This is a genomic window from Mycobacterium sp. Soil_C_30, assembly GCF_057656995.1.
In genome coordinates, this window is record NZ_JBDGJH010000003.1 from 64,758 (window position 1) to 83,417 (window position 18,660).

General features: G+C 64.1%; 21 protein-coding genes and 2 pseudogenes. 12 read left to right on the forward strand and 11 right to left on the reverse strand.

Annotation, left to right across the window (positions count from 1 at the left end):
- Positions 1–123 precede the first annotated feature (123 nt).
- From AC3A6P_RS05960 to AC3A6P_RS05970, 3 genes are all read left to right on the forward strand, one after another.
- The gene (locus tag AC3A6P_RS05960) at positions 124–1,314 is read left to right on the forward strand and encodes a CaiB/BaiF CoA transferase family protein (protein ID WP_487689547.1); all 1,191 of its coding nucleotides are present in this window, start codon (positions 124–126) and stop codon (positions 1,312–1,314) included.
- Positions 1,311–2,174 carry a citryl-CoA lyase gene (locus AC3A6P_RS05965; protein ID WP_487689550.1) on the forward strand — a complete coding sequence of 288 codons (864 nt, stop codon included), beginning with the start codon at positions 1,311–1,313 and terminating at the stop codon, positions 2,172–2,174. The genes AC3A6P_RS05960 and AC3A6P_RS05965 overlap by 4 nt, the downstream gene beginning before the upstream one ends.
- Positions 2,175–2,281: 107 nt before the next feature.
- Positions 2,282–2,647 (forward strand): hypothetical protein, encoded by a 366-nt coding sequence (locus tag AC3A6P_RS05970; protein WP_487689553.1) that lies wholly within the window; start codon positions 2,282–2,284, stop codon positions 2,645–2,647.
- A gap of 42 nt (positions 2,648–2,689) precedes the next feature.
- Here AC3A6P_RS05970 and AC3A6P_RS05975 read toward each other — a convergent pair whose 3' ends face one another.
- Together AC3A6P_RS05975 and AC3A6P_RS05980 are read right to left on the reverse strand one after the other, a co-directional pair.
- The gene (locus tag AC3A6P_RS05975; protein ID WP_487689556.1) at positions 2,690–3,529 is read right to left on the reverse strand and encodes an SDR family NAD(P)-dependent oxidoreductase; all 840 of its coding nucleotides are present in this window, start codon (positions 3,527–3,529) and stop codon (positions 2,690–2,692) included.
- Complete coding sequence (locus AC3A6P_RS05980; RefSeq protein WP_487689558.1) at positions 3,526–3,870, reverse strand: nuclear transport factor 2-like protein; 345 nt, start codon at positions 3,868–3,870, stop codon at positions 3,526–3,528. Before AC3A6P_RS05980 ends, AC3A6P_RS05975 begins: the two co-directional genes overlap by 4 nt.
- Positions 3,871–4,010: 140 nt before the next feature.
- Between AC3A6P_RS05980 and AC3A6P_RS05985 the strand changes: the two genes are divergently transcribed.
- Together AC3A6P_RS05985 and AC3A6P_RS05990 are read left to right on the forward strand one after the other, a co-directional pair.
- Complete coding sequence (locus AC3A6P_RS05985) at positions 4,011–4,838, forward strand: MerR family transcriptional regulator (RefSeq protein WP_487689561.1); 828 nt, start codon at positions 4,011–4,013, stop codon at positions 4,836–4,838.
- The gene (locus AC3A6P_RS05990) at positions 4,835–5,701 is read left to right on the forward strand and encodes a TIGR03620 family F420-dependent LLM class oxidoreductase (RefSeq protein WP_487689564.1); all 867 of its coding nucleotides are present in this window, start codon (positions 4,835–4,837) and stop codon (positions 5,699–5,701) included. Before AC3A6P_RS05985 ends, AC3A6P_RS05990 begins: the two co-directional genes overlap by 4 nt.
- 113 nt (positions 5,702–5,814) lie before the next feature.
- On the opposite strand, the gene AC3A6P_RS05995 is transcribed toward AC3A6P_RS05990, so the two are convergent.
- The 4 genes from AC3A6P_RS05995 to AC3A6P_RS06010 form a co-directional block, all read right to left on the reverse strand.
- Positions 5,815–6,810 carry a serine/threonine protein phosphatase gene (locus AC3A6P_RS05995; RefSeq protein WP_487689568.1) on the reverse strand — a complete coding sequence of 332 codons (996 nt, stop codon included), beginning with the start codon at positions 6,808–6,810 and terminating at the stop codon, positions 5,815–5,817.
- Between the two features lie 12 nt (positions 6,811–6,822).
- Positions 6,823–7,431: an HAD family hydrolase gene (locus AC3A6P_RS06000; protein ID WP_487689571.1), complete on the reverse strand. Its 609-nt coding sequence runs from the start codon at positions 7,429–7,431 to the stop codon at positions 6,823–6,825.
- A gap of 327 nt (positions 7,432–7,758) precedes the next feature.
- Positions 7,759–8,301, reverse strand: coding sequence for a GNAT family N-acetyltransferase (locus AC3A6P_RS06005; RefSeq protein WP_487689575.1), 543 nt, complete (start codon positions 8,299–8,301; stop codon positions 7,759–7,761).
- Between the two features lie 341 nt (positions 8,302–8,642).
- On the reverse strand, positions 8,643–9,341 hold the full coding sequence (locus AC3A6P_RS06010) for a cysteine hydrolase family protein (RefSeq protein ID WP_487689578.1): 699 nt from the start codon (positions 9,339–9,341) through the stop codon (positions 8,643–8,645).
- A gap of 151 nt (positions 9,342–9,492) precedes the next feature.
- Between AC3A6P_RS06010 and AC3A6P_RS06015 the strand changes: the two genes are divergently transcribed.
- Positions 9,493–9,924, forward strand: a complete 432-nt coding sequence (locus AC3A6P_RS06015) for a pyridoxamine 5'-phosphate oxidase family protein (RefSeq protein WP_487689581.1) — start codon at positions 9,493–9,495, stop codon at positions 9,922–9,924.
- Positions 9,925–10,133: 209 nt separating this feature from the next.
- Here AC3A6P_RS06015 and AC3A6P_RS06020 read toward each other — a convergent pair.
- Together AC3A6P_RS06020 and AC3A6P_RS06025 are read right to left on the reverse strand one after the other, a co-directional pair.
- Positions 10,134–10,552, reverse strand: a pseudogene (locus AC3A6P_RS06020) (IS21-like element ISMyma9 family transposase); the annotation flags it as partial.
- Positions 10,553–10,675: 123 nt separating this feature from the next.
- On the reverse strand, positions 10,676–11,875 hold the full coding sequence (locus tag AC3A6P_RS06025) for an MFS transporter (protein ID WP_487689585.1): 1,200 nt from the start codon (positions 11,873–11,875) through the stop codon (positions 10,676–10,678).
- A gap of 229 nt (positions 11,876–12,104) precedes the next feature.
- Here AC3A6P_RS06025 and AC3A6P_RS06030 point away from each other — a divergent pair, with 229 nt between their 5' ends.
- Together AC3A6P_RS06030 and AC3A6P_RS06035 are read left to right on the forward strand one after the other, a co-directional pair.
- Positions 12,105–12,551, forward strand: coding sequence for an MFS transporter (locus tag AC3A6P_RS06030; protein WP_487689588.1), 447 nt, complete (start codon positions 12,105–12,107; stop codon positions 12,549–12,551).
- Positions 12,552–12,568: 17 nt separating this feature from the next.
- Positions 12,569–12,838 (forward strand): hypothetical protein, encoded by a 270-nt coding sequence (locus AC3A6P_RS06035; protein WP_487689591.1) that lies wholly within the window; start codon positions 12,569–12,571, stop codon positions 12,836–12,838.
- Positions 12,839–13,210: 372 nt separating this feature from the next.
- Here AC3A6P_RS06035 and AC3A6P_RS06040 read toward each other — a convergent pair whose 3' ends face one another.
- Positions 13,211–13,798 (reverse strand): sulfite exporter TauE/SafE family protein, encoded by a 588-nt coding sequence (locus tag AC3A6P_RS06040; protein WP_487690578.1) that lies wholly within the window; start codon positions 13,796–13,798, stop codon positions 13,211–13,213.
- A 135-nt stretch (positions 13,799–13,933) separates the two neighbouring features.
- Between AC3A6P_RS06040 and AC3A6P_RS06045 the strand changes: the two genes are divergently transcribed.
- A complete protein-coding gene (locus AC3A6P_RS06045; protein ID WP_487689593.1) occupies positions 13,934–14,143 on the forward strand; it encodes a hypothetical protein in 210 nt (69 codons plus the stop codon).
- Between the two features lie 120 nt (positions 14,144–14,263).
- Positions 14,264–14,425, forward strand: a pseudogene (locus tag AC3A6P_RS06050) (RidA family protein); the annotation flags it as partial.
- Between the two features lie 793 nt (positions 14,426–15,218).
- Here the strand turns inward: AC3A6P_RS06050 and AC3A6P_RS06055 are convergent.
- Together AC3A6P_RS06055 and AC3A6P_RS06060 are read right to left on the reverse strand one after the other, a co-directional pair.
- Positions 15,219–15,380: a hypothetical protein gene (locus tag AC3A6P_RS06055; protein ID WP_487689596.1), complete on the reverse strand. Its 162-nt coding sequence runs from the start codon at positions 15,378–15,380 to the stop codon at positions 15,219–15,221.
- A gap of 14 nt (positions 15,381–15,394) precedes the next feature.
- Positions 15,395–16,042 (reverse strand): TetR/AcrR family transcriptional regulator, encoded by a 648-nt coding sequence (locus AC3A6P_RS06060; protein WP_487689598.1) that lies wholly within the window; start codon positions 16,040–16,042, stop codon positions 15,395–15,397.
- 178 nt (positions 16,043–16,220) lie between these two features.
- Here AC3A6P_RS06060 and AC3A6P_RS06065 point away from each other — a divergent pair, with 178 nt between their 5' ends.
- Together AC3A6P_RS06065 and AC3A6P_RS06070 are read left to right on the forward strand one after the other, a co-directional pair.
- Positions 16,221–16,931 (forward strand): SDR family NAD(P)-dependent oxidoreductase, encoded by a 711-nt coding sequence (locus AC3A6P_RS06065; protein WP_487690580.1) that lies wholly within the window; start codon positions 16,221–16,223, stop codon positions 16,929–16,931.
- 111 nt (positions 16,932–17,042) lie between these two features.
- Entirely contained in the window at positions 17,043–18,515 is a 1,473-nt protein-coding gene (locus AC3A6P_RS06070; protein WP_487689600.1) for an MFS transporter, read from the forward strand.
- The last annotated feature ends 145 nt before the right edge of the window (positions 18,516–18,660 follow it).

Below are 18,660 nucleotides of genomic sequence, written 5' to 3' on the forward strand. Positions count from 1 at the left end.
GGAACCAGTCGCTGACAGCAGGGGTTCAGTTCTAAACCATCAGATGGAACAAATAAACCATAGAACGGTTTTCCGTGTTACCGTAGGGGCGAAGCTGTCAATGCGCCGACGGAGGTCCGACCTATGCAACTACTCGACGGAATTCGAGTTCTGGACCTCACCAACGTCCTGGCCGGCCCGTACGCCAGTTACCAACTGGCCCTGATGGGTGCCGACGTCATCAAGGTCGAGGTCCCTAAAACAGGAGATCTTGCGCGCCAGTTGGGAGCCGAGCCGTCGCTGTCGGCGCAGCGGATGGGTGCGTCCTTCGTGGCGCAGAACGCCGGAAAGCGCTCCCTCACCGTCGATCTCAAGAGCGACGCAGGGCGTCAGGTATTCGAACGGCTTGTTGCCAAGGCCGATGTGCTGGTGGAGAACTTCCGGCCCGGCGTGATGGCCCGACTGGGGTACGGGTGGGAAGACCTTCGGACGACGAACCCGAAGTTGGTGTACTGCGCCATCTCTGGGTTCGGCCAAACCGGCCCGATGCGAACCCGACCGGCTTACGACCAGATCATCCAGGGCCTTTCGGGGATGAGTGCAGCGACCGGGACTCCAGAGACCGCACCACTGCGCGTCGGTTTCCCGGTATGCGACACACTCGGCGGCATGACGGCCGCGATGGCCATCAACGGCGCGCTGGTCGCTCGCAGTCGCACGGGCGAAGGCGCCTATCTCGACGTCTCGATGCTCGAGAGTTCGCTGACCGCGCTGGGCTGGGTGGTCTCCGACTATTTGATCGCCGGGCGCACCCCGACGCCGAACGGTAATGAGAATCCAACTGGCGCTCCATCGGCCACCTTCGCCACCGGTGCAGGCGCACTGAACATCGCCGCCAACAAACAGGAGCAGTTCGAGACGCTGTGCAAGCTGATTGGCCGTGAAGACCTCATCGACGACCCTCGATTCGCTCAACGCGACGACCGCAAGGTGCGCAGAACCGAACTGCGTGCCGAACTGGAATCAGCGTTGGTGGCCAAATCGGCGCGTGATTGGGAACCGCTGTTCAATGAAGCCGGTGTGCCTGCCGGGCTGGTCCTCGACGTCACCGATTCCCTTGCACTTGATCAGATCGTCGAGCGATCGCTGGTGCACGAGGTTGTTCTTCCCGATCGGACGGTGAAGGTGTTGGGCAGTGGGTTTCACGTCAACGGCCAACCGTTGCAACCGAAATCACCACCACCAACGCTGGGCGCACACACCGGCGAACTGCTGGCCGAACTCGGATACTCCGACCAGGAGATCGCAGAACTGAACGCACAGGAGGCGGTATGACAACCAACCACACCGCGCGGACGCTCTCCGATACCACCATTGATGACGTCACCGCCTGGTGGCGCACCGACATCAGTGATATCTCGCCGGGCGTGATCCGCTACCACGGCTATGCCATCGAGGACATCATCCCGACCACCTCGTATGCCGCCATGGTATGGCTGATGATCCGCGGCGAACTGCCATCGCCATGGCAGGAACGCCTCCTCAACGCGGCGCTGGTCTCAGCAGTGGACCACGGCCCGCAGGCACCGTCGATCGCGGCGGCCCGTATGGCCGCCACATGCGGCGTCGGACTCAACAACGTCATCGCCACTGGCGTGGGCATGCTCGGTGACGTTCACGGCGGTGCGGGGGAGCAGTGCATGGAAGTGTTGGCCGGCCTCTGCGCCGAGGCCGAGGACGCGGCCCAGCTACGGCCCGCTGCGGACCGAACCGTCGCCGCATACCGCGCAAGTCGTCGATATGTCCCCGGGTTCGGCCACCGCTTCCATCCCCGTGATCCCCGCCGTGACCCACTCCTGAGCCTGGTGGCCGAGGCCGAGCGCGACGGTGCGGTTTCCGGCCGATACTTGCACGCGGCACTTGCTTTGGAAGCGGCACTGGCGGAAGGTCGGACCAAGCCCGTGCCGATGAACATCGACGGCGCCACCGCCGTCGTCTACGCCGAACTGGGGTTCCCGCCACCTCTGGGCCGAGGGCTATTTGTGCTCTCACGTTCGGTCGGCATCCTTGCCCACGGCTGGGAGCAGACTCAACAAGGCGGCCGCAACAAGGGACCGATCCCACGCACTCTGCTTCCGGACTACACCGGCCACCCAAACCGACCGCACACGGGCACAGACCGGTCTGCTAGCTGAGACGTTCACATGCCGCTGATCGCACCCGTCGAACGTCCCGCGGGTCTGTCGGAAAACGGTGGGTCTGTTTCTGGCAGTGGTGAGGTGCCAGTCGGAATGATCCGGCCGTGGAAGGTGATTGCGAATGCGTTGAGGGCGGGCTGGCCGTCTTCCCTGCCTTCCTCGTGTACTTCATGAGGCGCCACGTCCCTGAACCGCCGGAAGTCCGCAGCAATATCGACGCGCGCAAAGCCAGGCGCGCCGCCGGCCATAAAGCCCAGCCCGGTGACTCCGCCGGCGGCATCATCGGCTATGTGAGCTGGGGGTTCATCGCCGACGCAATCGGGCGCCGCAAAGCGTTCATGGTCAGCTTCGCCGTCTCCGCCACCGCCGTCGCCTTCCTTTTCCCGTTCTCTCACGAATGGTGGGTTTTCCTGGCAGGCATGCCCTTTGCCCACACTCGACCCGCTGATCTCGGTCAACTGGCGCCCTGAGATCGGCGGGCCGGGTCGGGTATGTCTCGCTCGGGCGGCCTGTCAGGTGGGGAAATCGGCGCTGCGAGAGAGTGTTTCGTTTGCCCGGATGTCGGCCAGATTCTTCTCCAGCGTATCGATCACGGCGTCGTATCCGCTGTTGCCCAGGACCAGCCGGCGTGGAGGCGGATCTTGAGCCATCGCTGCGATCACCGCCCGGGCACCGCGGTGCGGATCGCCGGGTTGCACACCGTCCATCTCGACGAAGGCGGCGCGGACCTCTTCGAGCATGTCGTGGTATTGCGGAATCGTCTCCGTGACAGGCTCGTTGGCGAAACCGGCATAGGCATTGGTGCGGAACGCACCTGGTTCGACCGTCAAGACGGAGATGCCCTGAGCAGCCACCTCGTCGCGCAGGGCATCGGTGATGGCTTCGATGGCATACTTCGTCGCGCTGTAGTAGCCGAATCCGGGCGCCGCCAGAAGCCCGGCCACCGAGGACACGTTGACGATCCACCCGTTGCCGCGGGCGCGCATCCCCGGCAGCACCGCACGTGTCACCGACAGCACGGCGAAGAAGTTCAGCTCGAACATCGCCCGCAACGAGGACTCGTCCATCCCTTCGATCGATCCGTACCAACCGCGGCCGGCGTTGTTGACCAGCACGTCGATGCCGCCGAAGTGCTCCTCTGCGGCGTGCACCGCACGCTGTACCTGCGCCGCATCGGTGAGTTCCAGTGGGACCACGAGTACGCGGTCGCCGTACTGCTCGGCCCACGTCGCCAGCTCCTGCGGGCGCCGGGTCGTGAGTACCACGCGGTCGCCGGCCTCGAGTGCGGTCTCGGCGAACGCCATTCCGAAGTTGCCGGGGGTGCCTCCGGTGATGAACCAACGCCGCGTCATGGCTCGATCACCACCCGGCTGATCGCAGTGCCGTCGAGGGTGAAGCGGTAGTGCAGGTCGGCGACCCCGCCCGGGAAGTTGCCCTCCAGGTGCTGCCCGACGTCGACGCCCGCTTTGGTGGTGGTCGCGCCGGTGAATGCGGTGGTGTAGGTGTACTCGGCGGCCGCGGTGGCCACCCAGGCCCCGATCTCGTCGTGTCCCTTGTAGTCATGGCCTTCGTCGGTTATCACGGCATCGGTGGTGAGTGTGGCCAGCGCTTGGTCCACCTCACGGGCATCGAGGGCAGTCATGAACGTCTTTATGGTGTCCGGGAGTGCATCCCAGTCTGTGGTGTTGGTCATGACCCCACGATGAAACTTGCCCCAAGGGGAAGGTCAACCCCAGGTTCGACCCGCGACGTGATGTTGACCTTGCCCCAGGGGGAGGCTTGAGGATGGCCGTGTCCCATCACATAGGCGATGCAAACGCAGAGGAGGACGCCATGGGCGCACAGGTCTCGATCGGAGACTTCGCAGTGATGACCAGTCTGAGTAGGAAGGCGCTACGCCACTACCACGACATCGGCATTCTCGAACCCGCCCACATCGATCCCTACACCGGCTACCGCTTCTACGACACCAGCCAGGTCGATCACGCCCACATCATCCGCCGGTTCCGATCGCTGGGCATGTCCATTCCCGACATCAAGGCGTTACTGAGCACCGACGACGCCGGGGCCCGCACCGACATCATCACCACTCATCTCGAACAGATGGAGGCTCAGCTGCAGCGGACCCGTGACACCGTGGGTGCGCTGCGCGAACTGCTCTCCCCCGTGCGCACTCCCACGGACGTCACATCGCGCCACGAACCGGCGCTCGCCGTGTGGTCCGTCAGCGCCACCATCGACACCTCCGGGATCGACGACTGGTTTACGGCGTCACTGCGGACCCTGCACCGGGCCGTCGCCATGGCAGCAGGCGCGCCGACCGCGGTGGTGCCGGGCGGCCTCTACGACCGCGCGCTGTTCCTCGAACAGCGCGGCAGCGCAACCATGTTTGTCGAAGCACCACCATCCGCAGATCCCCCCGAGGGTGTCCACGCCGAGGTCTTACCCAGGGCCGAATTCGCGGTGCTCACCCACCCGGGCGGTCACGATGGCATCGACCGCAGTTACGCGGCCCTGGGCATCTACGTCAACGAGCATCTGATCAGCAGCCAGGGGCCCATCCGCGAGCACTATCTCGGCGGCACTCCCACAGATCCGGCCCGGTTCACCGCAACCGAGATCTGCTGGCCGATCTTCAGCACCACCGCGCCGCCGCGATGAACGACACACACGAGCGGTTCGGCACATACGGAGCATGGCTCAATCCCGCACTGGGTGATGCTCCCCGTATCGCCTACGCCTCTGAGCTCGAAGAGTTGGGTTATCAGACGATCTGGGTGGGAATCGGCGCAGACCCCGTCGGTGACATGGACCTGCTCGAGCAGATGGTCGCCGCGACCAAGAACGCGATCATCGCGACGGCGATCATCAACATGTGGCAAGACGACCCCCGCAGCATCGCCCGTCACCATCACCGGATCGTCGACCGCCACGGACCCCGCCTGCTGTTGGGCATCGGTCTCGGTCATCCCGAGACGCGAGCCACCTACGAACGGCCTTTCGAACGGATGGTCAACTACGTCGATTCGCTCCTGGATAATGCGGTGCCGGCCGGCGCGATCCTGATCGGCGCCCTGGGAACCAACACACTGTCCCTGGCCGGTGAGAAGACACTGGGGGCACACCCCTATCTCACCGTCCCCCCGCACACACAATATGCGCGAGAGACCCTGGGCAACAACGCCTTCCTGGCTCCCGAGCACAAGGTCGTGCTGAACCAGGACGTTGACCAGGCGCGAAGAATCGGCCGATCCGCGGTGCAGCATCCCTACCTGGGCCTGCGTAACTACACCAACAACCTGCTGCGGCACGGGTTCACCGAAGCCGATATCGCCGGAGCAGGCAGCGACGCACTCATCGACGCCCTGGTCGCGCACGGTTCCCCGGAGACCATCTACACCAAGATCGACGATCACCTCTCGGCCGGCGCCAACCATGTCGGCATCCAGGTTCTCGCCGAGGATCCCACCGCCTCACCGGTACAGGCCTTCCGCGCCCTGGCCGAACACCGACCCGCTTACTGAGACGCACTCGAAACGACTCCCTGCGACGGGCATGGGCGGACGGGTGGAAGACTTGTTTATTTCAGAATCTGGCGCCTACGAGGCGAGGAGTGGGTGCGTCGGCTCAATCCCCCTTATAGATCGGGGTATTCGGCGTGGAGGTCGCCGTGGAACAGTCTCCCGTAGAAGGCGTTCATCTTCGCGGCGGCGGGTGCGTGCCGGGTCAAGATCGCGGCGACCGTCGGCGGCACGTCACCCGGTATACGCCCGGTAGCGCACTGGCGTAGGTACTCGTTGTGGGCGACTGGGTTGCTACTGGGCACTCCGCAGACATCGGTCACCAACCAGTTGACCAGTCGCATGGCGGCGTAGCCGGCGTCATGCGTGACGTGTTGCGCAGTGAAGTCGCGCTCCGCGGATGACAAGTCGAAGTGCGGCGATGTCGCCAGCCCGAAGTCGCTGAGATAGATCCGCTCCATGTCGGTGCGGAGGTTGCCGAAGTGTCCATCCATGTGCAACAACTCCCGGTCCCGCAGGAACGTCACGATCTCGAAGAGCTGCCGCTCGACGGCGACAGCTTTGTCAGCCGGGTTTTGTCGCAGAGAGTCGGTGATCGGGTGGGGGAGGTACTCGCAGAACAGTACGAGGCTCCACGTGGCTTCGGCCAGCGCTTCGAGGCGGGCCCGCACGGCGGGGGAACCGTCCTGGGCGGCGACGGCGGCGTCGATGTCAGCGTGTTCGGCGGCGACCGGCGACCGGCCAGGGAGTACCCGCCAGTGGTAGAGGATCGGGAACGATTGTGTCTCGCCGGCCAGTACGGCGTCGGTGACGATGATGTTGGCGGCCAGCTCGCGCCAGGCGTTGAAACCTGGTCCGCCGAGGCCGTATTGGCAGAACATCGGCAGGTTGAACAGGTTCGCTGTGGATCCTGGGTTGGCGCGCTCCCGGTCGGTCAGTGGGATCCGCTTGGTGAACACCGGCACGCTCTCGACGTCGACAAGCGCAGACCCACCACCTACACCCACGCTGATGATTCGACCGGTGCCCACCAACTCAGCGAGCTCACCATCGCCGCGGGCCGCCAGGAATGCCGAGAGTCTTTGGTAGCGCGCAGCTCTGGTAGCTGTCATCGCACGATTGTGTCACCGACCCGCTTCTGTGGCTTGCAGTGCCTCGGTGAGGTCGTTGAGGGATTCGAGGTGCATGTCGGCAAGTGCCGCCTCTGGCCTTCGGGCGTGGATGTGGCCCCACGGACCGCGCCGTAGGAAAGCTGTTCGCATGCCCCTGCTTCGAGCGGGCAGGACGTCATTGTCGAGACGGTCGCCGACGTAGAGTACCGCGGTGGCCGGCACTCCTGACTCTTCGACCAGTCGCTCGAAGAACCGCGAATCAGGTTTAGCCACACCCCATTCAGTAGAGGCCGCGATGAAATCCGCGCGTACTCCAGCGGCCTGGAGCAACGCCTGTGTGCTCTCGGGTTGATTCCCTGCAACACCCACCGAAAGGCCCGCCCCGCGCACCATCGACAGGCAGGGGAGCGCGTCGGGATAGAGGTCGATCCGATCAAACGGCACCGGGCTCTTCGGTCGATTGATCCCGAGCGTTGCCCACAGGTCGTCATGGCCAGCGCCGCGTTCGATCAACGCACCGAGAACCCCCATCAGCGTGAAAGCCGGAACACCCGTCTGTGCGGCGTACCCCGTCCAGAGCTGAGTCTCGTCGACTAGCGTCTCACCGACATCGAACACCACGCACCGGATTCCCACCGGCAAGGTCCCCACCATGACAACCAGGCTAGTAGCGACGAACTAGAAGTTTTCGAGCTCGAGACCGTTTGACCCGCCAACGGCGTAGACCGGTGTCCACTCCGGGCGGCGTCACTGTGCCGGGACAACCGAGGTGGGAGTCGACCTCGCAAGGCTTCACACCGGACATTCGAAGACGAGACACAGTGAGGTCATGGGGATGTCATCAACTCCGTGCACGCCCGGCTGGCCGATGATGAACAAGGAACCGCGTTGCAGACAGTGGCGGATGCGTCGATGGACGCCGTGACCACAGCTTGCTCGTTGGTGGCTCTACCAGAGATCTCCGGGCCGCCAGTCGCAGATCAGAGCGGCGCCGGTGTCCAGTGAGTGGTTTCCTTCGGTGGGGTTGAGAAGGTAAATCCGATCAGCGGCGTCGTAAGTGTCGATTACGCCTTCTGGACTCGTTGCTTGGGTGTGTCCGGTCCATGGTTGCCAACCGCGAGCAGCGTAGAAGCCGGCTGCAGTCTCGACGGCATTGAGGGCACCGAGTTGATGGCGTGTGTGGATGATCGTCTCGGCGTGATCCATCACGACACGACCAAGTCCGCGGCCCTGTTGGTCGGCGCGGACCGCGACCCCCTCGACGTAGCCGGTGTCGAAAGCGACACCGCTGTGGTGCAGAGTTCGGGCCACGACGGCGGCGAACGCGACGAGGGTCTCACCGTCGATGAGGGACACGTGCATGCCCTGCACGGCATGCAGCCAATCGTGAGGCCGAAAGCTGGGCCCGAACGCGCTGCGCACCAATGTCTCCGCGGCATCCAGTTGCGCCTCGCTGAGTTCACCCGGTTCGGCGATCAACACCTCGACCATGCCTACCAGCGTGGCACAGCGGGGTCGCCGTCACGTCCTGCCACGCTGAGGACTCCCTGCGGTATCGACCAAGGCATCGACCACTTCGGACAGCGGACGTGTGGTGGTGATCTCGTGGGTGGCTGCCTGTCGTAGCAGAGGTTCGACCTCGGCGAGGTCGTTGGCGCTGTGCTCACGGTCGGCTAGTGTCTTGCCGAACGGGTTGTTGCTGCGTCAAGCAACACGGCCAAACACAACAGCTGCAGGCGGCACTGAGGAGCATGATCGCGTCGAACCGCCCCGACCGAATGCAACGGCTTTTGGGCGGAGTTCCAGTCTCAAATCGAAAGATTCGAGGTCGATCAGTTCTTGTCTCGGGTTCTTCGGTTCGCTGACTGTGTGAGTGTCTGACTGCGACCGCTTTCGAACCCTTCTCGAACATCAGAAGTCGTGGCCAGGTGGATCCCAATCAGCTGGAGATCGCTTAATCGTTGTGGCGTCACCTGTGAGGTGGCGTCGGTGACGAGAACTGCTCGGTAGTCGCGTTCAGAGGCGTCGAACAGGGTGGCGCGTGGGCAATTGGGGAGGTTACACCCGGCGAGAACGATCGTGGTGACACCCATCTGGCGTAGGTGATCGTCGAGTCTCGTGCGGTAAAACGCCGACCAGCGCGGCTTGAACATGACGACTTCATTGACCCCAAGGTGCTGGGCGCTCCCGGCGAGTAGTAATTCGAAGTCCAGGACGCCCTCTGTGTTCGGGAGGAGCGGTTCGGGGATGTTGGCCCCGTGGGTGTTTGGGGCAGCGACCTGGCTACCCGCCTCAATCGCTGCGCGTCGGGGCAAGTCGACATCACTTCCCCCTGGCAGGTATAGCCGCACGATATGGACGATCGGCCGGCCAGCTGCACGGAAGATGGCAGCTAGCTGAGCCATGGTGTCGATGCGGTCAGCTGTCCCTTCGACCGGGGATGCTCCGTCGACGAAATCGTTCTGTACGTCGATGAGCACCAACGCCGAACGATCGAATTCAGGTGCGGTGTAGTCCTGCTTGGTGAGCACAGACCGATCCTCCCAGAACGACAGCGACGACTCCCCTTCAACGGTAAGCACGTCTTGTATCTAGACGTTTGAGGCCGATCAAGTCCTGTCCTCGCATCCGCTCGAATTCAACCCCCGTCAAGGTCCGCCTAGGGCTGGCACCATCAGGTTGATGAGAACGCTAGATGACGCCGAGATCAACCAGCTGCTGTCGGCTGATCTGGTCTCCAGACTGGCCACCATCGACGAAGCGGGTTACCCCCACATCACCCCGGTCTGGTTCCTCTGGGTAGACAACGCTTTCTACGTCACCAGCTATTTGGATCGCCCGCACCTCAGTCGTATCCGGTCTAACCCCCGAGTGGGTTTGGTCATCGACACGGAATACGAGCAACGTGGTGATGGCGAACGGCCGAACCGTCAGGTACGGGTGGTCGGTGATGCTGCGGTCTCGGCAGACCCCACAGGCACCTGGACGCGACGGATACGCCGTAAGTACATCGACGAGACGCTGAGCCCTGTTGCAGTCGAACGAGGCTTGCATCGTGGTCGCGCTCTCATCACCATCGCACCGAGGCAGATCCGCGCCGTCGCGAGCGTCTGACACCTACGGCTCGCGCAGTCGCCATTCTCATTTCTAAAGACTCGAGGCTGATCGGACCCCGCCTCGAATCTCCCACCACCCGGTGGTGGGTCGACTAGATGGTGCCGACGAAGGCCTCCAGCTGCTCGACCGCGGCTGGGGACGCTTCTATATCAAGCGCGCTTAGGTGGCCTCGGCCTGAGAGCCAACGTATGAGATCTGCTGCGCTACCCGGACGCGTTGTTCCGCAACAGCATCCGAGGCGTCCCACCGATCTGGGTGTTGATCAACTGCCACATTCCGGCCAACAGATCCCCGGTGACTCGTGACGGGATCATCACCGCAGCAAGGAACCTTGAATAGGCGGCCCCCATCACCAGCACCGGAAACGACCGCAACACCCCAGCATGATCAGGGACGAGGTGACCGGGGAACCACAGATCGCCGTGCACCTGCTCGCCGGGCAGATGCACCAGGCGGTCGCTGGGATCGACCGGGGCGTACTCCGGCCGGATCCTGGCGACATTCTCAGCGAACCAGAAATGCCCACCAGACCACGCGACCCGCTCGGCGATCACGGTCGCCGGCATCAGCGGAACTCCGTGAGCAGGGCCCGCACCGCCAACTCGACCTGCGCCCACGTGGTTGTAGCCATCGTGGGGGCCAATCGATCGGGATGGCCATATGTGCCTCTTGTGCCGTGCGAACGTCGAGACGGCATACTCCGGTCACCCCCTCGCCTCGACGGTGATCTCTTGCTCGGGGCGCACGGTCACGATGTCTGCGGCAAGGCGATGACTTCGGTGGCCGGGCCCGTTCTCTGCCGAAGTCGAGCCAACGCGACGGCGTACAGGGCCGCGACCATCGCGATTCCCGCTGCCGCGTAGCCGAGATTCTCGATTCCCCAGTGATCGATCACCACGCCGCCTACCACCGCGCCGAGTCCTGCCCCGGCGTTGGCCGCCGACACGTTCACCGTGGCCGCAAGGGCTTGATCATTGCTGGCCCGTTTCATCACGCGGATCTGGCTGACCGGGAAGAGTCCTGTGTAGGCCATACCCCAGATGCCGAGGCAGATCACCACACCTACCTCCACGGAAGACAGAGGTGTCACAGCAGCCATACCTGCGGCCAGCAGCGTGGTGAAGACAACGGTTGATCCGATCGGCAGTCGGTCGGCGACCCAACCGCCGAGCCAGTTGCCCAGCAGTCCCACCGCGCCGAACGCCATGAGCCACCACCCCACCTGCGCCGTATCCACCCCGATGACCACGTTGACCGTCTCGGAAAGAAAGGTGTAGGCCGTGAACATTGCGGTGAATATGAGGACAGACAGCGTGACGTGGTGGAGGAACGTCCGTTCCTTGAGCAGCGTATAACCAACGGAATCTGCTTGTTGGCGTGGGCTCGGCGGTGTCGGCGGCATACCGGCTTTGATGCACACCGCCATGATCGTCGCCGCTACGGCCAGTGAGGCAAACGAGCCGCGCCAGCCGATCGATGCCGTTGCGATCGTGCCCAGAGGCACGCCGAAGACCATTGCTGCAGAGATGCCCAGATACACGCCGGCCACGGAACGCGCCTCCCGGCCGGGCCCGGCGATCGTGGCCGCTGTGTCGCTGGCGGTTCCCCAGAAAACTGGAAGTACAACAGCTGGGAGGAAGCGCGCCGCGGCGAACACCCAGATGTTCGGGGCCAGGGCTGCAACGGTATTCGCGGCCGCGAACACAAGCAGTATCGCCGCGAACAGGTTTCGTCGGTCAAGGTGAGCCAGGCGAGGGGTCAGGACCGGCCCGGCGATCACCACGGTGAAGGCGAACAACGAGACCAGCAGGCCTGCCTGCTCGACCGAGACGCCGAAATCGGCGGCCAGCTGGGGAAGGAAACCGATGATGATGAATTCGGTTGTGACAACGACAAATCCGGCCATCGCCAGGATCGTGATCGGGATAGCTCTCCGGCGGGAGTCCATGCAGTCTCCATTCGTAGTCGCACGCCCCAAGTGTCTGGACTGGCCTGTCACCGACGTTAGGGTCGGCGCTCTGCATCGAGGAGGCAGGAGTATTCATGGGTGCGCCACACCTCCCCAGCCGGCGGTCAAGGCGGTTACGGTGCAAAGAGAGGAGGTGCTGACATGAGCGGGAACAATGAGCTGGGTGCACTCCTCGGATTCGCCGGGAGTCGCTGAATCAGTTCGCGCAATGGCTCGTTCCCTGGGCATTCTCGCGGTCGCGTGGTGGCTGCTGCCGGAGTCCTGTCATTTCCGGGCCACGACCGACACTGCGACGCATCTGATGAAGGATCTGTTCGCCAGGCAGTTCGTCCTTCTCACCGGATTGTTCACGTGCGTAACATTTCTCAACATCCTGACCACCTACGGCCTCAACACCTGGTTGACCGCGCTGATGCACGAGTTGAACTATCCGCTGAGCTCGGCGCTGCAGTTCTCGATGACCTTCAACATCGGCGCCGTATTCGGGTCGTTCCTGTTCGCCTACTTGGGTGACCGTTTCGGCACCCGCCTGATCGCGCTGGTCGCCACTGTCGTCACGGCAGCGGCAATCGCGTTCACCGCAACGGGCCCCACTCAGACAGCGGCATTGCTCGTCGCGATCGCAGTCATGGGAATGGGGGTCACTCGTCGTTGATCCAGATCAACTCATCGATGGCCAACGCCTACCCGGTGGAGATCCGCGCGACGGCGCTGGGGTGGACCACCGGCACCGGTCGGCTCGGCGCCATCGTCTCACCCTGGCTGGGCGGCACGGTACTTGCGTCCGGGGTAGATCCCCGCACACTGTTCTGGACGTTCTGCGTGTCATCGTGCTTGGCCGCCGTGTTGTTGGTCGTGCTGTTCATGATGGGACGTGCCCGTGAGGTGGGGCCGACGGTGGACGGCCGGAGCCTGGTTTCGCTGCCCGATTCCCGGCGATGAGCGGGCGACGGTCAGTAGACGAGTGCGGTCCCGCTGGCGATGTGTCACATGACGAAACCGACTGAGCGGCCCCGATTAACTGCGAACAGTACCTGTTGGACCTCATTCGTCACATTCGTGCAGTGGACACGAAAGTGAGTATTCCGGTTGTGGCCACCGTAACTGGGAGCACGAGTCCGCGGCGACTGCATCGGCTCCTGCTGGCTCAGTATCTCCGCAATGCGCCGCATCGAAAAGCCTCTTTTGGTGGGGCGGTGTGTCATATTGGCCACTGCGGTGAGGCCGTTTCGAAACCGGGTCGGTTGTCAGACGACGATCATCGCGGCCAGCGTAACGGTCAACAGCGCAATGTAGGCGATGGCGTGAACGCGGTCAGGCACACGGTGAACGAGCCTTCGAGCGAGTGCGATTGTGGGTAGCGAGGCTGCGAGGAGGCTGCCCCCGGTAATGAGATCGACAAACCCCACTGCTCCCACAGAGTTCAGGGGGTGACCGGGGGGGCAGGGAATACAGGACAGTGCCGGCCACTGCGATCGGGATGCTGAGCGGGTTTGCCATTGCTGTCGCTGCAGCCATGGGCAGCTGTCGGCGTCGTAGGAGGGGAACCGTCATAACGCTGCCGCCTACTCCAAGGAAGGCCGCCACTGCTCCGATGGCGAGGCCCCCGACTGTCGAAGCGCGCTTGCTGAGGGGTTTGGGATCGCCGGAGCGCATGAGGAAGCCGCTGCGGGCCACACTGTCGATGATGGTCACCGATAGGTAAGCGATGAATAGTGCATGGACCACCGAATCCGGTGCGTGGGTCGCGGCCAAAGCGCCGATCGCGGCCCCGCCCGCTACGAACACGGCGAGTGGCAGTAGGTAGTCGCGGCTGATTAGTCCGCTGGCGCGACTGGTGAAGGTGGCGATGGAGGCGTTGGCAACCATGACGGCGGTCGAGGTCGCGACTGCAATGTGCATCGCGTTGGGGTGTCCGGCGTTGAGTCCGTAGAGCACGGGCACGACAACGAAACCGCCGAGTACGCGCCAAAGTCCGGTACCTGTTGGTTTCCGACGAGTGGTGATCCTGGGCCGTCGAACCGTAACGTGGGCACGATGATCGATAAGCCCTGCCCGGGCGGCGGCAAGAGTTGGACCGTCGACATCGAAGGCAAGCCGATCTGCCCCCGCTGCCGTCGGGCCCTGAGCACCGTCGCGGGCAAGGGCCGGTCGCTGAAGGACGCGCCGAAGGTGCCGCCGCACGAGCGTCCCGGCCGAGGGACCCGCCGGACCGGATATCCGTCGCCTAGGCCGAGGATCGACTAGGGCTCGACCTCGGCGTCGAACGTCGCTCGCACCCGTTCGATCTGCGGCATGTTGGCCCAGGCCCACACCAGTAGGACGGGACGCGAACCGACGAGCCGTCGCTCGTCCTACGTGACCTAGTGGACGCCGGAGAAGATCGGCGACTTCATGGCCGGGGCCGAGCAGGTGGCCACGGCGGTGGGACTTCCGAACCCGATGCCCCGGGCCTCCCTGATCGGCGTCGACTCCCTCTTCGGGCCCGACGTACTCGTCGAGGTCGAGGCGACGGCGATGTTCGACTGACGGCGGACTCGTCGAGCGAGGCGGTAGTGCCGATGAACGCTCGCAAACGACTCACTGGTTACGCCGCGGAGGAGTTGTACGCCGTTATATGCGACTGCGGTCAAATGCACTGCACCGCAACAAGTTGTGACATAATCCGGGCGCCAAGCGGCAGCGCGCGTCGCATGACGAAAAGCGGTAAGCATCTCTGGATCCGGAAGCATAAGGCGGTGGACGGCCAAAAGCGCCTAAGTGCCGTGTGGACATGAACGTGAGATCTTGAGTGTGGACATGACGTGAGAATGCTGCGATCACGCAGCTCAGTGATGCCCAATTCTCAACCCGAATGTCCACCTGATGTCCAATTGGACGTGAAGGTGAGATTTTGTCGCCGGATCGGTGTGCGCGGCCTTGCGAGGAGTTCGCGGCCAGGTGTGCTGGTATGGCCTGACGTAGCTGGGGGTCATTGGTGATCGAGTCGGGTCCATGTTGTGGGTACCGCAAGTTTCGCGCCTTGACCTTTCACCCCAACCAGAGTCAGCAACAGAGAAGAAAGAAGAAAGTTGCGGAAACTCACCACCGACGCCCCAACGCTGTTCGCCAGACTCGGCACCGCCCCAACCACCTCCGCCTCTGTCGCGGACCGCACACCTCAAGCACATCGGCAGCCGCACGGTCATGCGCGGCATCACGTAACTGATCAACACCACGTAATCAGTTGGGCTGCTCGGCATTCGACCAGACATTCCGCGAGGCGGCCTCAAGAAGATCAGGCTCTCTTCGCTCTTTCCACGCCTAAGCACCTGGCAGACCATCACGCAGACCACCCGATCCACCGGTCCTGGCCGGCGCACTCGGCGGCAATCCGCAGACCGCGATCCGCCACGCCCGCTGCGGATCCGGCCAGCAGGCGCTTTCGTATCCGATCGAATTCCTGGCTCAACTCGCCGTCCCGGTCGGCATTCCGACCGACCATTGGTGGCACCTGGGCTAAGGGGCGAGGTTGTCGATGAGCAGCCCGAGGGTGAAGTCGAAGCGTTCGTGCCCGGTTCCGGAGGTGAGTTCGTGCGCATATCGTCGGGTGATCGGGAAGTCGGCCTCGGGCAGCGCGTCGAAGCGGCGCACTAGTTCTTCCTGGCTCAGGACCCAGGTGGCGTTCCGGTCCTTCTGCCGCCGGCGCATCATGGAGCTCTCCAGCGCATAACTTGCGACGTAGAGCGAGAGGGCATCGACGGCCCAGGCCGCGGTCTGAGGCTCGACGCCCCCGGCAATGACGATGGCAAGCATTCCCTCGCTCACCCGCAGGGTGTCGATGTTGGTCGGAACCATGGCGAGCGCGGCCCGGGAGATGCCCGGGTATTTCAAGTATTGGTCGCGGATCTGGACGCATACGTCACGGATCTGCTTGCGCCACTGGGCTGGATCGGGCGGAGGCAGCACCAGCTTCGAGCACAGGTGCCCGATCAGCAGGTCGTCGAGGTCGGCCTTGGTGACGATGTGGGCGTACAGCGACGACGGGCCGGTGTCGAGCGCGTTAGTCACGCTGCGGATCGTTAACGCGTCGTACCCCTGCGTGGCCACGACCTGCAACGCGGCGGCGGTGATGCGCTCGATGGTGATGGGCGGCTTGCGCGCCACGGACGACGAATCGTCAGCCTCGCGTCGGGCGGTACTGCGGTGCTTGGAGTTTGAAGCCACACGGGTCACCTTAACTTGACACGAACAAAGTTCGACGCGTAGAACTTCATTCGAGACGAACTAAGTTCGTTCATTCGCTCGTGAGGAGCACACCGCCATCACCACCAAGACCGCCCTAATCACCGGGACCAGCCGTCCCGTCGGCCTCGGCTTCGCCGTGGCCACCCAACTCGCCGAACTCGGCTACCACGTCATCCTGACCGCCCGCGACGTCACCCGCGCGGAACCGCTCGCTGAGCAGCTCCGCCAGGACGGGTACGCGGCGACTGCCCTGCGCCTGGATCTGACCGATCAGGCCAGCATGAGCGAGGCAACCGACTACCTCACCCAGACCTTCGGCCAGCTCGACGCCCTGATCAACAACGCGAGCGACATGCCTGACTTTCGGACCCTGTCCGCGCTCGACGCCGACCTCGACGCAGTGCGCTCAGCGATGGAAGTTGACGTACTAGGCCCCTGGGCCCTGGTCCAGTCGATGACGCCTCTGCTCATCCATGCGCCCGCCGCGCGGATCGTGAATGTCTCCAGCGTGTCCGCACTCCAGCTCGCCACCGGCCTCGATCTCGGGGCGAGCCTGCGCGCGCCGGCCTATTCGATGGCCAAACACATGCTCAATGCCCTGACCACTGCGCTCGCCCGTGCTTTCACCGCTACCGCGATCCTCGTCAATGCTGTCGACCCCGGTGAAACCGCCACCCACCCAGAACGCGAGGACGACGACACCGACCGACCTGCCGCCGAAAGCGCCCGCGGAGTCGTCTGGGCCGCCACCCTCGGGGCCGATGGTCCCACCGGAGGGCTGTTCCGCGACGGCCAGCCACTCATCTGACACACCCCTCTCACTCCCACCACTGTCTGCCGCGTTCAAAGACGTGCATGGCCGGCGTGCCGTCACACGCCGGCCAACTCGTCGGGAAAGGACACCGTTATGGCCACCCCGATGGCGAACACCGGCAGCCAGCCTCGACAGCGCCACGTCCGACGCTGGTGGATCCTGGCCGTCATTTGTCTGGCTCAGCTCACGGACGTCCTGGATGTCACGATCGTGAACATCGCGTTGCCCGACGCTCAGAAAGACCTCGGCTTCTCACTCGGCGACCGGCAGTGGATCGTCACGGCGTATTCGCTCGCCTTCGGCAGCCTGCTACTGCTGTTCGGCCGCGTCTCCGATCTGCTCGGAGGCCGGGCGATATTGCTGATCGGCCTGCTCGCATTCGGCGGCGCCTCCGCACTCGGGGGTGCCGCAAAAAACTTCGAGGTCCTCGTCACCGCGCGGGCCCTGCAAGGCGTCGCCGCCGCGATGCTCGCCCCCGCCGCGCTCTCCCTATTGTCAACGACCTTCACCCACGCCAAAGAACGCGCCGCCGCGTTCGCGGTGTTCGGCGCGATCTCGGGATCCGGAGCGGCCATCGGCATGCTGCTCGGCGGCGTACTCACCGAGTACCTCACCTGGCGCTGGACGTTGTTCGTCAACGTCGGCATCAGCCTGCTCGCCTTCATTGGCGCCGTTACCCTCATCCCGCGCCAGGCCAAGACCCGCGACCGGCCCACACTGGACCTGCCCGGCACCCTCTTCGTCTCCGCCGGCCTGGTCGGCATCGTCTACGGCTTCTCCAACGTCGAATCCCACCCCTGGAGCGCCCCGCAGACCTGGGCATTCCTCACCGGGGGCGCACTGCTGGTCGCGTTGTTCGTCTGGTGGCAGACCCGCACCGCCCACCCACTGCTGCCGCTGCGCGTGCTCCTTGACCGAAACCGCGGCGGCTCCATCCTCGCGATCTTCATCGCCGGCATCGGCTTGTTCGGCGCGTTCCTGTTCTTGAATTACTACATGCAAGACATCCTGCGGTACTCACCAGTCGCCACGGGTGTCGCGTTCCTGCCGATGGTCGCCACCCTGGCCGTGACCGGAGGGGTGTGCACCACACAGCTCTACCCCCGCGTCGGCGTGCGACCCCTGGTGTTCGCGGGCATGCTCGCCGCGGCCGGCGCGATGGCCTGGCTGAGCGGTATCGGTACGGAAAGTACCTATGCCGCAAACCTTCTGGGCCCGCTCATGCTTTTCGGGATTGGCATCGGCGCAATCGTCGCACCGGCGATGAATGCCGGAACTTCGGGCGTCGCGCCGCACGATGCGGGTATCGCCTCCGCCAGTGTCAACGTCGCCCAGCAGCTCGGCGGATCGATCGGTATCGCGCTGTTGAACTCACTAGCCGCCTCCGCGCTCACCCGCTACTTGGCCGGTAGGGACGCCACCAGTCCAGCCATCCAGATCGACGGTGCGATCCACAGCTACGCCGTCGCCTTCTGGTGCTCCAGTGCAATCTTCGTAGCGGGCGCATTCGCCTGCGCCCTCATCCTGCGGAGCGGCAAACCCGAGCCCGACGGCAAAATGGCCGAATCCTACCCGTGACAAAGTGATACGTCGGGGCCTCGTGCGACTGGCGTCCCCCCGCGGCAGCTGCCTAAGCCGGGGCCGCGTCGGGCCATTGTCCACGCGGTTCACCAGGCGTTGTTGCAAGGTTGCGAGTCCGGCGTCTGTCGGTGGCGACTCGATC